General features: G+C 52.8%; 9 protein-coding genes, 1 tRNA gene and 1 rRNA gene. 3 read left to right on the top strand and 8 right to left on the bottom strand.

All coding sequences use genetic code 11. The features are described from left to right. Positions 1 to 9: 9 nt before the first annotated feature. Positions 10 to 85, top strand: a tRNA-Thr gene (locus N6P30_RS04825). 43 nt (positions 86 to 128) lie between these two features. Beyond that, positions 129 to 244: ribosomal RNA gene (gene rrf, locus N6P30_RS04820) — 5S ribosomal RNA — on the top strand. A gap of 106 nt (positions 245 to 350) precedes the next feature. Here the strand turns inward: rrf and N6P30_RS04815 are convergent. The 7 genes from N6P30_RS04815 to N6P30_RS04785 all read right to left on the bottom strand — a co-directional run bounded on the left by N6P30_RS04815 (position 351) and on the right by N6P30_RS04785 (position 9,769). Further along, a complete protein-coding gene (locus N6P30_RS04815) occupies positions 351 to 1,109 on the bottom strand; it encodes an amino acid ABC transporter ATP-binding protein (protein WP_008502871.1) in 759 nt (252 codons plus the stop codon). A gap of 7 nt (positions 1,110 to 1,116) precedes the next feature. Then, positions 1,117 to 2,220, bottom strand: coding sequence for an amino acid ABC transporter permease (locus tag N6P30_RS04810; protein ID WP_023294693.1), 1,104 nt, complete (start codon positions 2,218 to 2,220; stop codon positions 1,117 to 1,119). 9 nt (positions 2,221 to 2,229) lie between these two features. Further along, entirely contained in the window at positions 2,230 to 3,411 is a 1,182-nt protein-coding gene (locus N6P30_RS04805) for an amino acid ABC transporter permease (protein WP_008502869.1), read from the bottom strand. A 67-nt stretch (positions 3,412 to 3,478) separates the two neighbouring features. Beyond that, positions 3,479 to 4,504 carry an amino acid ABC transporter substrate-binding protein gene (locus N6P30_RS04800; RefSeq protein WP_008502868.1) on the bottom strand — a complete coding sequence of 342 codons (1,026 nt, stop codon included), beginning with the start codon at positions 4,502 to 4,504 and terminating at the stop codon, positions 3,479 to 3,481. Between the two features lie 474 nt (positions 4,505 to 4,978). Continuing rightward, entirely contained in the window at positions 4,979 to 5,200 is a 222-nt protein-coding gene (locus N6P30_RS04795) for a lipoprotein (RefSeq protein WP_008502867.1), read from the bottom strand. 304 nt (positions 5,201 to 5,504) lie between these two features. After that, positions 5,505 to 8,618, bottom strand: coding sequence for an efflux RND transporter permease subunit (locus N6P30_RS04790; RefSeq protein WP_023294691.1), 3,114 nt, complete (start codon positions 8,616 to 8,618; stop codon positions 5,505 to 5,507). Between the two features lie 11 nt (positions 8,619 to 8,629). Then, positions 8,630 to 9,769 carry an efflux RND transporter periplasmic adaptor subunit gene (locus N6P30_RS04785; protein WP_023294690.1) on the bottom strand — a complete coding sequence of 380 codons (1,140 nt, stop codon included), beginning with the start codon at positions 9,767 to 9,769 and terminating at the stop codon, positions 8,630 to 8,632. A gap of 388 nt (positions 9,770 to 10,157) precedes the next feature. Between N6P30_RS04785 and envR the strand changes: the two genes are divergently transcribed. Beyond that, complete coding sequence (envR, locus tag N6P30_RS04780) at positions 10,158 to 10,877, top strand: acrEF/envCD operon transcriptional regulator (RefSeq protein WP_008502864.1); 720 nt, start codon at positions 10,158 to 10,160, stop codon at positions 10,875 to 10,877. Here envR and N6P30_RS04775 read toward each other — a convergent pair. Beyond that, positions 10,793 to 12,874 (bottom strand): putative bifunctional diguanylate cyclase/phosphodiesterase, encoded by a 2,082-nt coding sequence (locus N6P30_RS04775; protein ID WP_023294689.1) that lies wholly within the window; start codon positions 12,872 to 12,874, stop codon positions 10,793 to 10,795. The genes envR and N6P30_RS04775 overlap by 85 nt on opposite strands. Positions 12,875 to 12,979: the final 105 nt, after the last annotated feature.

Genomic DNA, 12,979 nt, shown 5'->3' with positions numbered 1-12,979 from the left:
ATTTAGCGTGCTGATATGGCTCAGTTGGTAGAGCGCACCCTTGGTAAGGGTGAGGTCCCCAGTTCGACTCTGGGTATCAGCACCACTTTATACTTAGGTTAAAGTTCGGCAAGAAGTAAAAGAATTTGTCTGGCGGCTTTAGCGCGGTGGTCCCACCTGACCCCATGCCGAACTCAGAAGTGAAACGCCGTAGCGCCGATGGTAGTGTGGGGTCTCCCCATGTGAGAGTAGGGAACTGCCAGACATCAAATAAGTGAGAAGGCCATCCGAAAGGATGGCCTTTTTGCGTTATGATTCTCGTGAAAACGGTAGGCCCGGTAAGCGCAGCGCCACCGGGCAAAAAGAGCTGATCAGTGAATCACCTGCGACAGGAATGCGCGCGTACGTTCTGATTTCGGATGCGCAAAGAACTCATCCGGCGGCGCCTGCTCAACAATCTCCCCACGATCCATAAAGATCACCCGGTCAGCCACGGTTCGCGCGAACCCCATCTCATGCGTGACACACAGCATGGTCATGCCGGATTGTGCCAGTCCAATCATGGTATCCAGAACCTCCTTCACCATTTCCGGATCGAGGGCAGATGTCGGTTCATCAAACAGCATAATTTTCGGTTTCATACACAGTGAACGAGCGATAGCCACTCGCTGCTGCTGTCCACCCGATATCTGACCGGGAAACTTATTGGCATGCTCTGCGATACGTACACGCTCCAGATAGTGCATTGCCAACGCCTCGGCTTCCTTTTTCGGCATCTTTCGTACCCAAATCGGCGCAAGCGTACAGTTCTGCAGAACGGTCAGGTGCGGAAACAGATTAAAGTGCTGAAATACCATTCCCACTTCCTGACGCACGCGTTCGATATTGCGGATATCTTCATTCAGCTCGATACCATCAACCACGATGCGTCCTTGCTGATGCTCTTCAAGGTGGTTAATACAGCGAATGGTTGTGGATTTCCCGGAGCCGGACGGGCCGCACAGGACAATGCGTTCGCCCTGTTTGACCTTAAGATTAATGTCTTTCAGGACATGAAACTGTCCGTACCATTTGTTCACGTCTTCCAGCGTAATCATCGCGTCGGCGGGTGTCATAGTTATTTGGCTCATATTTTCCTCAGTGCGGTGTACGCCCGGTGTTAAAGCGCTTTTCCAGATGCTGGCTGTAGCGCGACATGCTAAAACAAAAGATCCAGTAGATTAGGGCAGCAAAGACATATCCTTCGGTGGACATACCCAACCAGACAGGGTCAACGGTTGCCTGTTGTACGCTGCTAAAGAGATCGAACAACCCGATGATGATCACCAGGCTGGTATCCTTGAAGAGGGCAATGATCGTGTTGACCAGGCCCGGGATGACCAGCTTGAGTGCTTGTGGAAGAATCACCAGTCCCTGCGTTTTCCAGTAACCGAGAGCCAGTGATTCCGCCGCTTCGTACTGGCCTTTAGGCAACGCCTGCAGACCACCGCGCACAACTTCAGCGACATAGGCGGACTGGAAGAGAATCACCCCGACCAGGGCACGAATTAGTTTGTCGATCGTTGTCCCTTCTGCCATAAACAGCGGCAGCATGACTGACGACATAAAGAGAACGGTAATAAGCGGCACGCCGCGCCAGAACTCAATGAAGATAACGGAGAGCACGCGAACGATCGGCATTTTTGAACGCCGTCCGAGGGCAAGTAAAATCCCCCACGGCAGAGCACCGGCTATCCCCACTGACGCGATAATCAACGTCAGCGTCAGTCCGCCCCACTGGCGTGTTTCAACGCGTTCCAGCCCCAGAGAACCGCCATACAAGAGCACCCAGACAATAATTGGATAAACCACTGCCCAGACGGCAATATAGCGTCCACGATGAGGCAGCTTTTTCCAGAACATGACCGCAACAGAGAGCAGGCCGATAACCAGCGCGAGATTAATCCGCCAGCGCTGTTCATGCGGATACAATCCATACATGAACTGACCGAAACGTTCATGAATAAACACCCAGCAGGCACCGGCTTTTGTACAGTCAGCTCGGGTTGAACCGACCCAGTTGGCCTGTAAAAACGCCCAGTTCAGCAGGGGAGGAATCAATTCCCACATGAGCCACAGGCAGACAATCGTCAGCAGGCTGTTACTCCAGCTGGAGAACAGATTCTTTCGCGCCCAGAGAATGAAACGTCCACCTGTCGAGTTGGCAGGGCGCGAGGCGTGCGACAGTATCGCTTTTGTCATCATAGATCCTTAGCGCTCGACCAGTGCTATACGACGGTTATAGAGGTTCATCAGCAGTGAAATTACCAGGCTGATGATGAGATAGACAGACATGGTGATGGCGATGGTTTCAATGGCTTGTCCGGTCTGGTTAAGCACGGTTCCGGCGAAGAGTGACACCATATCCGGGTAACCAATAGCGGCGGCCAGCGACGAGTTTTTGACAATGTTGAGATACTGGCTGGTCAGAGGCGGAATGATGACCCGCAACGCCTGCGGAATAATGACCTGGCGAAGCGTCACCGTATGCGGTAATCCTAATGAGCGTGCCGCTTCGTGTTGCCCGTGCGGGACGGCCTGGATCCCGGCACGAATAATCTCAGCGATAAAGGCTGAGGTATAAATCGATAGCGCCAATGTCAGGGCCGCCAGTTCAGGAATTAACACCATTCCCCCCTGGAAGTTAAAGCCTCGCAGATGAGGAACATCCCAGTGCAACGCGGCGCCAAACAGCCAGTGTGCCACTAGCGGCAGGCTAACGATCAGGATGACTGCGGTGGGCCAGGTTCTACGAAGCTGACCGGTTTTGATCTGATGCTTGCGGTTAAAACGGAATACCCCAGCGGAGAGGGCAAGCGCTATCACAATTGCGCCGATGAAAGCATACAGTCCTTCGCCCGGCTGAGGAGAAGGAATGGACAACCCACGGTTACTCAGGAAAAACAGCTCAAACGCGTCGACGGCCTGACGGGGACCAGGAAGGTTACGCAGTACGGCGAAATACCAGAAGAAGATCTGCAGCAGCGGGGGGATATTGCGGAACGTCTCGATATAAACCGTCGAAAGCTTCCGCAGGAGCCAGTTTTCTGAAAGACGTGCCAGGCCAATAAAGAAGCCCAGTATCGACGCGAAGACGATACAAAGCGCCGATACCAACAGCGTATTCAGTAAACCGACCACGAATACGCGTCCGTACGTGTCACCTTCCTGGTAATCAATAAGATGCTGAACAATGCCAAAGCCCGCGCTGCGATCCAAAAACGCAAAACCGGAGGTAATGCCGCGATTGTTCAGGTTGGTGATGGTGTTGTGGATGAGATACACGGCGATGAGAACAACCGCAACAATAGCAATAATCTGGAATAGCCAGGCGCGGACCGCGGGATGAGAAAAGGATAGCGATCCTTTTACGGCTGAGCGGCGATGGGACATAAAGAAACCTCAGTAACCATGACTCTGGAGTGGGCACTGCATGAGCAGTGCCCGTTACAGCTATGACTTAACGTACTGGTGGCGCGTACTGAATACCGCCGTTGTTCCAGAGATTGTTCTGGCCGCGTTTGATCTTCAGCGGGCTTTCCGATCCCACGTTGCGTTCAAAGATCTCAGAGTAGTTGCCCACCTGTTTGATGATGTTGTAGGCCCACTTGTTATCCAGCTTCAGATCCTTGCCGAAATCGCCTTCTTTACCCAGCAGGTGCGCCATATCCGGGTTAGATGGGTTAGCCGCTTTCTCATCCACGTTTTTCGAGTTGATGCCCATCTCTTCTGCGTTCAGCATGGCAAACAGCGTCCAGCGAACAATAGAGAACCAGTCTTCATCGCCGCGACGAACGACAGGGCCGAGAGGTTCTTTGGAGATCACTTCAGGCAGGACAATCCACTCTGCCGGATTGCTCAGCTTAATGCGTAAGGCATACAGCTGTGACTGGTCAGAGGCCAGCGTGTCGCAACGGCCGGATTCCAGCGCTTTAGCCGACTCATCCGAGCGGTCGAATGTCACTGGCGTGTATTTCATGTTATTTGCTTTGAAATAATCGGCGACGTTCAGCTCGGTATCGGTACCCGCCTGAATACAAACGGTCGCACCATCCAGCTCTTTGGCGCTTTTCAGGCCTGCTTTATTGTGGGTCAGGAAGCCGATCCCGTCATAATAGGTCACGCCCGTAAATGACATCCCCATACCCGCGTCGCGGGAGGAGGTCCAGGTGGTATTACGGGAGAGCATGTCAACCTCGCCGGACTGCAGTGCCGTAAAGCGTTCTTTTGCCGTCAGCGGGGTATATTTTACCTTGCTGTCATCGCCAAAAACGGCGGCGGCAACACCACGGCAGACATCTACATCAATACCGGTAAATTTGCCGTTCGCATCGGCATAAGAGAAGCCAGGCAAACCGTCACTGATACCACATTGAACAAAACCTTTCTTTTTAACGGCATCCAGTGTCGTTCCCGCATGGGCTTGACCGGCTACGGCAAACATCAAGCCTGCAGCGGCCAGGCTGGCTATCATCGTCTTTTTCATAATGCTTCCTGTGTGGCGAAATTTATCGTTATAGAGGCGTTTTTTAAACGCTTTACCTGTCTGTGGCTTTGGCCAACGTTTATAAAGCAAACGTAATGCCAGTTTTGCGTTCGGCAAAATAAGAGATGAGTGAACGCTTAATGCTGAGTGTAGACAGGCTTAAATAAAACGAGCGCCCTGAAACGGTGCGAAATTACAACCTGTGCCACAAATTGGAGCAAAAGTTTTGAGGCGCGCCAGAAAAAAGAAGAGATAGTTTCCAGAGTGAATATTGGCAGGATATTCAATAATATTAATGTGTGAAAATCATCACAATAGAACAGGTAATTTAAAAAAGTGTACGAAAAAGATGTGACTGGCTTCAGGCTGAAATGAAAGGCACGAATAAATACGGGGCTATTTTTTTACTTCTTTGAAAATAGTGCACTGATTAAAAGCAAAAGCGCGGCCAGAGCCGCGCTTTCTTAACTGATGTTACTTCGTCAGGGCAACAATACCCAGCGTCAAGCCCGCCACTGCGGCAGCGCCGCCAGCGATCGCACCTGCTGTTTCCCAGTTGTCCTGGGTGGTGCCTTTCATACAGGTATTGGTATGAACCAGTCGGCCCTGGTCGTCGTAAACCGGTACACATGGAGAGTCGTGCGCGCAACCAGCAAGCAGCGCAGCGAGTAGTGCAACGGAAATGAATCTTTTCATGATGTTACCTCAGTAATATTTCTCGTCCGCTATAAAGCCAGGAGGGCAATTAACGAACTAGAGGTTATTTTACCACCGGGGTAAGTCCGCGTTACACGAGGAATAATCTCAAATTATGTAGTTTGTAAAAATCGTGGAGAAAAATCGATTTCCGGACGAATTAATGGAGAAATTATGAAGGGGTAAGAGAGTATTTTTACTTAATGCAAATCACTGTATTTTTAACATGGCTTTTGCTTAATGCCTAATTCATTGTTTATGTTAAAAATAAAAAAGGCACCAGAGGTGCCTTTTTAGGGAAATGTTAATCTTTATGGCGGGTAAAGCGTCGACGAACAACCACAAAGAAGACGGGCACGAAGAAAATCGCCAGAAGCGTTGCGGAAAGCATTCCCCCCATCACACCCGTACCGACGGCGTTTTGCGCACCGCTCCCGGCTCCGGTACTGATCACCAGCGGCATGACGCCAAGGATAAAGGCCAGTGAGGTCATCAGGATCGGTCGAAGGCGCATCCTTGACGCTTCAAGCGTAGCTTCAATGATGCCTTTACCTTCTTTCTCCATCAGGTCTTTAGCAAATTCGACGATCAGGATGGCGTTTTTCGCCGACAGACCAATTGTGGTCAGCAGGCCGACCTGGAAATAGACGTCATTGTTTAACCCGCGCAGCGAGGCTGCGAGAAGGGCCCCGATGACCCCCAACGGCACAACCAGCATAACGGAGAACGGAATGGACCAGCTTTCATACAGCGCTGCCAGACACAGGAACACCACGATCAGTGAAATGGCGTACAGTGCAGGCGCCTGGTTACCTGAAAGTCGCTCCTGGTAAGACATTCCCGTCCAGTCATAACCGATGCCGGAAGGCAATTTTGCCGCGAGGCTTTCCATCATAGCCATGGCCTCACCGGTACTTTTACCCGGGGCTGATTCGCCGAGGATCTCCATCGAAGGCATTCCGTTGTAGCGCTCCAGACGAGGTGAACCATAAACCCAGTGAGCGTTGCTAAAGGCTGAGAACGGCACCATTTCCCCGTTCGCGCTGCGCACATAAAGGTTGTTAATATCCCCTGGCAACATACGGAATTTCGCGTCGGCCTGTACATAGACTTTTTTCACGCGGCCATGATCGATAAAGTCATTCACATAGGTGCCCCCTAAGGCCGTCGAAATCGTCTGGTTGACGTCAGAAAGACTAACGCCCAGCGCCTGTGCTTTCTCCTGATCGACATCCAGTTTGAACTGAGGCGTATCTTCAAGGCCGTTTGGACGTACGCGCACCAGCAGGTCAGGATGCTCTTTCACCATGCCGAGCAGCTGGTTACGTGCCTGCGTCAGCTGGGTATGCCCCAGGTTTGCCTGATCGATAAGTTCAAAGTCGAAGCCCGTTGCGGTACCTAACTCAATAATAGCGGGCAGGTTAAACGGGAATACAAGGCCGTCTTTAATCTGACTGAAAGCTTTTGTCGCGCGACCCACAATGGCTTCAACGCCATTTTCCGCCCCAGGACGCTCTTCCCAGGGCTTCAGGCTGATGAAGGCAATACCGGAGTTCTGACCCTGGCCGCTAAAGCTAAAGCCGTTTACGGTAAAGACGGATTCAACATTTGCTTTCTCTTTGTTCAGGTAGTAGTCCTGAACCTGGTCGAGAACCTGCTGAGTACGCGTCTGGGTTGCACCTGCGGGGAGTTGAACCATTGTCATAAACACCCCCTGATCCTCTTCGGGGAGGAAGGAGGTCGGTAAGCGCAGGAAGAGCACCGCCATTCCACCGACAATAATGACGTACACCAACAGATAGCGTCCGGTCTTGCGCAAGATACCGCTCACGCTGTTACTGTAGTGCTCAACGCTCTTATCAAAGAGCGCATTAAACCAGCCGAAGAAACCCCCTTTTTTCTCATGATGATCGGCGGATACGGGCTTAAGCAACGTTGCACAGAGCGCTGGCGTCAGGATTAGCGCAACCAGTACTGACAATGCCATAGCGGAAACGATAGTTAGCGAGAACTGGCGATAGATCGCCCCCGTCGAGCCGCCAAAGAAGGCCATCGGGATAAAGACCGCCGAGAGCACCATGGCGATCCCCACCAGTGCCCCCTGGATCTGTCCCATCGATTTCTGCGTAGCCTCTTTCGGCGGCAGCTTGTCCTCGACCATGACGCGTTCAACGTTCTCAACGACCACGATAGCGTCATCAACCAGCAGACCTATCGCCAGCACCATGCCGAACATTGTCAGGGTATTGATGGAGAAACCGAACGCCGCCAGAACCGCGAAGGTACCCAGCAGAACGACCGGAACCGCGATAGTCGGGATGAGCGTTGCCCGCAGGTTTTGCAGGAACAGATACATAACCAGGAAGACGAGAATAATCGCTTCAAACAGGGTCTTCACCACTTCGTGGATGGAGATTTTCACAAACGGTGTGGTGTCATAGGGGTAGACGACTTTTAGCCCCTGCGGGAAGAACGGCTGCAGTTGTGCCAGCTTGCTCTTGATGGCTGCCGCTGTATCCAGCGCATTTGCCCCTGTTGCCAGCTTAATCCCCAGGCCGGTTGCCGCCTGCCCGTTGATTTTTGTCACCATGTTGTAGTTTTCGCCACCCAGCTCAATGCGAGCCACATCCTTCAGATGCACCATCGAGCCGTCCTGGTTCACCTTGAGCGTCACGCGGCCAAACTCTTCCGGTGATTTCAGGCGGGTTTGCGCGATGATCGAGGCATTCAGCTGCTGTCCTGGGATGGATGGCGTCCCGCCCAACTGGCCTGCCGCTATCTGGTCGTTCTGCGTTTTCAGCTGGTTGATAATATCCAGCGGCGTCAGCTGGTATTTGTTCATCGCATTGCTGTCGAGCCAGATACGCATCGCATATTGGGCGCCGAACAGCTGCACGTCACCGACACCAGACGTTCGGCTGATGGCATCTTTGACGTTCGAGGCAACATAGTCGGAGATGTCATTCTGCGTGAGGTTTTTGTTGTCTGAAACAAAACCGGCGACCAGCAGGAAGCTGCTGCTGGACTTCTCAACGCCAATCCCCTGCTGCTGCACCTCTTGCGGCAGCAGCGGCATGGCGAGCTGCAGCTTGTTCTGCACCTGCACCTGGGCGATGTCCGGATCGGTTCCGGACTCGAAGGTCAGGGTGATCGTGACGTTACCCGCTGAATCGCTGGTGGAGGACATATACATCAGGTTATCGATACCGTTCATGTTCTGTTCGATAACCTGGGTCACGGTATCCTGCACCGTTTGAGCATCTGCTCCCGGGTAGGTCGCGGATATCGCCACGGCGGGAGGCGCAATGGTCGGATACTGTGCGACGGGAAGTTTGAGAATGGCCAGCCCACCAGCAATCATCAAAATGATGGCAAGTACCCAGGCGAAAACCGGTCTCTGAATAAAGAAATTAGCCATGTCGTCGTCCCTTAACTGGCTGGAGCGGTGGTGGTATCAGGCGTAGCGACGACGGTTACGCCCGGTCTGACCTTTTGTAGCCCGCTGACAATCACGCGGTCACCGTTTTTCAGCCCTTCCGTCACCAGCCAGCGGTCGCCAATCGCCTGAGGCGCAACGACGGTGCGAGACTCAACCTGGTTTTTATCGTTCACCACCATCACGGTGGCATCGCCTCGCGGCGTACGAGTCACGCCTTGTTGGGGAACCAGAATCGCATCCGGCTGCGTACCTTCATCAATCCGGGCGCGAACGAACATACCCGGTAACAGCAGATGTTGAGGATTCGGGAAAATGGCGCGCAGGGTAATCGAGCCGGTACTTTGATCCACCGTGACGTCTGAGAATTGCAATGTGCCTTTCAGCGGATAGGGCTGCCCGTTCTCCATCAGTAGCTCAACGCTGCTGGTGGTATCGCCTTTTTGCAGGCTCGTCTGCTTCAGGCGCAAAAAATCATTACTGGACTGGGTGACATCGACATACATCGGATCAAGCTGCTGAACCGTTGCCAGCGCCGCTGCCTGCCCGTTTGTGACCAGCGCCCCTTCCGTTACGCTGGATTTGCCGATGCGACCATCAACGGGCGATGTCACTTTGGTATAGGCAAGGTTGATGCGCGCGCTTTCAACGCCCGCTTTGGCGGCGACGACGCTGGCGTCTGCCTGCTGGGCCGTGGCCACGGCCTGGTCATACTCCTGCTTGCTGACATACTGTGTACCGACCAGCGGGAGATAACGTTTCACCGTCAGGTGAGCAATATTGGCCGCCGCCTGGGCCTTCGCCAGCTCGCCTTTGGCGTTGTCGTAAGCCGCCTGATAGGTTGCAGGATCAATCTGGTAAAGCGAATCTCCAGCTTTTACATCGCTGCCCTCCGTGAAGTTGCGACGCAGGATAATACCGCTAACCTGCGGACGAACCTCTGCAACGCGGAACGCATCTGTTCTGCCCGGGAGTTCAGTGGTGACAGCCAGCGGTGCGCTTTTCACAATATGCACAGTGACCTGGGGAGCCTGCGGATGTTGTTGTTGGTTTTCCTGGCCATCGCATCCTGAGAGCAGCACAGCGCAGACAATGAAACCGGCTAAGGGTAAGCGTCTGAAATGATTCGTCATTACTGTTCCTTTAAATACCCGGTAACCGATATTTAGCGTGAATCGGTAGCAGGGGCAGCGGGATAAAAAAATAAAATGTAGCTGCGTATAATAATGAGGGTATTTAATGTTTTTTAATTTATAAGTGCGAATGGCAAGGTCTGAGCAGAAAAATCAGAATCAGACTCGGTTTATTTCTCTGTCTTCTTCCGGCAAGCTAATCAGTTAAATAGCGCTTAATGTGCCTCATTTATTCATGGCATGAATTTAAACTTAAATATGTATTTAGCTAAACTATAAATTAAGAAGATTGACTTTTTTTGTGCAAAACTAAAACGGGAATTGGTGAATACTTTCTTTCTCCTGACCTGTGTTACGTATAAACTTTGTGAGTAGCGAGTCGTTGTCTATGGCGCGGAAAAAGAAAGAAGAAGCTCAACAAACCCGGCAGCAGTTGATTGAGGCGGCTATCGGGCAGTTTGCGACGCGTGGCGTAGCCAATACCACGCTGACGGACATCGCGGATGCTGCAAATGTGACGCGCGGTGCAATCTATTGGCACTTCACCAGTAAAGCTGAAATATTTAATGCCATCTGGGAGCAGCAATTACCGCTTCGCGACATTATTCGCGACAGGCTTTCCCTTTCCGAAGGTGATGATCCATTGTTAATACTTCGTGAGCAATTTATTACTGCGTTGCAGTATATTGCGCGTGAGCCTCGACAATGCGCACTTTTACAAATTTTGTATCATAAATGTGAATTTAGCAGTGACATGATTTCAGAGAGAGACATCAGAAAACGGATTGGATTCAATTATGACACGCTGCGTGCCTCGCTGGAGGCCTGTATTTCACGGAACATCATTTCGCCAAAGGTAAATGTTGATCTGACCTTGATCGTATTCCACGGCTTTTTTAGCGGAATAATTAAAAACTGGTTAATGAATAACGAAAGTTTCAATCTTTATCAGCAGGCACCCGCCCTGGTCGATAGCATTCTGGCGACACTCCCTGTCATTCGCGTATCGCCTCATGATGATGCTTACAGCCCTGCGCCAGGTAGCATCTCCCCTCGTGCACAAAGCGCCTCTATGGTTTGCGCGCTGACGGGTTTACCTAACAGATAACCCTGAAGGGTGTTGCAGCCCAACTCGGTCAAAAAGGCCTGCTGTGCTTCGGTTTCTACGCCTTCAGCCACGACTTTCAGATTGAGTGTTTTGGCGAGGGCCACAATCGCGGAGACAATGGTGGCATCCTCGCTTTCTCCACTGAGCTCTTTCACGAACGCCCTGTCGATTTTCAATTCACAGGCGGGTAAGCGCTTGAGGTACAGCAGGCTTGAATAGCCGGTGCCAAAATCATCAATGGAGGCCTTTACGCCCGCTTTCGTCAGCTCTGTCAGCACCCGTACACTTTCATCCGGGTTGCTCATGGCCGTGGTTTCCGTCACCTCCAGGATCAACATTTCTGGTGGCACATGATGAAGTGCCAGGCAGTTGAGAACCGTGTTGACCAGCGAAGGCTGTTCAAACTGCAGCGTCGACAGGTTTACCGCCATTGACCAGCTTTGATGTCCCTGAAGATGCCATTCACGCAGCTGGCGACAGGCTTCATTAATTACCCAGTTGCCGATAGGGATAATCAGCCCCGTTTTTTCCGCCAGCGGCAGGAAAAGGTCCGGGGTCAGTAACCCCTGCTTAGGATGCTGCCAGCGCAATAACGCCTCAAATCCAAGGAGAGGGCCGGCGGGGGCGTGAAATTTTGGCTGATACAGCAGGCGGAGCTCATTGCGATCGATCGCCATCCACAGATCGTTCATTAACTGAAGGTGGGTCTGCGCCAGCGTATTCATCGAGGGCTGGAAAAAGTGGTAACCGTTCCGGCCCATATGCTTGGTATGGTACATCGCCGCATCGGCGTTAAACATGAGCTCACGTTCGGTTTTGCCGTCGTGAGGATACAGCGCGATCCCAATGCTGAGGGTGACCATCAGTTCATAGTGGTCGAGGTTGAACGGGCTATCGATCGCGCGCACCAGCGAATTCGCCAGCGATGCCGCATCGTCCGGGCCTTCCCCCTCAGCCAGCAGAACAAACTCATCACCGCCGATACGTGCCAGGGTGAACTGGCCCTTCAGGAGATGCAGCAGGCGCTCCGTTACGGCAATCAGCAGCTTGTCACCGACATCATGGCCGTAAGCGTCATTGATGGCTTTAAAGCCGTCGAGATCCATGAACATCAGGGCAAAATGGGTCCCCTCGCGATCGGCTTTGCTGATGGCCTGATCGAGTCGGTCTTCCAGCAGGATACGGTTGGGCAGCCGCGTCAGGGTATCGTGCAGGGCCAGCTGTGCGAGTTCCCGGTTAGCTTCCGCAAGGGACGAGGCCAGAAGGGCGGTACGCGCCTGAAGGCGGGCGTCCAGCATTGATACCAACAGGGTAATCCCAAGAATAGAGAGCGCGACAACGCTCACCAGCACCGCCAGCCAGCTCCCGTTGATACCCTCATGGTGAACCATTGTGGACATCGGAAACTGTGCGGCTTTCATCCCGGCGTAGTGCATCCCGGCAATGGCTATGCCCATGGTGATGGCGGCACCCGTGCGCATCAGCACGACCTGCGCGGCGTCGTGACGCAGGCGGAAGGTCAGCCATAATGCCGTGAGTGAAGCGGCAAGCGCAATGGCGACCGAAATGGCCACCCAGACCTTGTCCCAGATTATCCCGGGCATCACTTCCAGCGCGGCCATGCCGGTGTAATGCATGGCAACAATACCGCTTCCCATCACCAGCGCACCGGGCAGCAGACGGCGCAAGCGTAGCCGATCGCAGCTCACGAGCCAGAGCGCGAACAGTGACGATCCGACGGCGATGAACATGGATAACACCGTCAGGCTGGCGTTGTAGCTCATGCTCATGGAGAGATCCATCGCCAGCATGCCGATAAAATGCATAGCCCACACGCCGATGCCCATTGCAATACCGCCGCCAGCCAGCCAGACGCGGGCAGCGATACCCTCACTCCCGGCGACACGTGCCGCCATATTCAGTGCGGTATACGCGGCAAGGATGGCAACAACAAAGGAGAGGACAACAAGGATATGGTTGTATTGGCTGACCAGCATGGACGGTTCTACTCGAGTGTGGGGTTACGCTAGAGCGGTTGAGAAGGGCGAGACATTATCACCGTCGGGTAATGGCTCAAAGGGATTTAAATCCCCGTTTTTAGT

It is taken from the genome of Enterobacter sp. PL1 (assembly GCF_945957325.1).
GTDB lineage: Bacteria > Pseudomonadota > Gammaproteobacteria > Enterobacterales > Enterobacteriaceae > Enterobacter > Enterobacter roggenkampii.
This window is presented reverse-complemented; position numbering and strand designations above follow the sequence as displayed.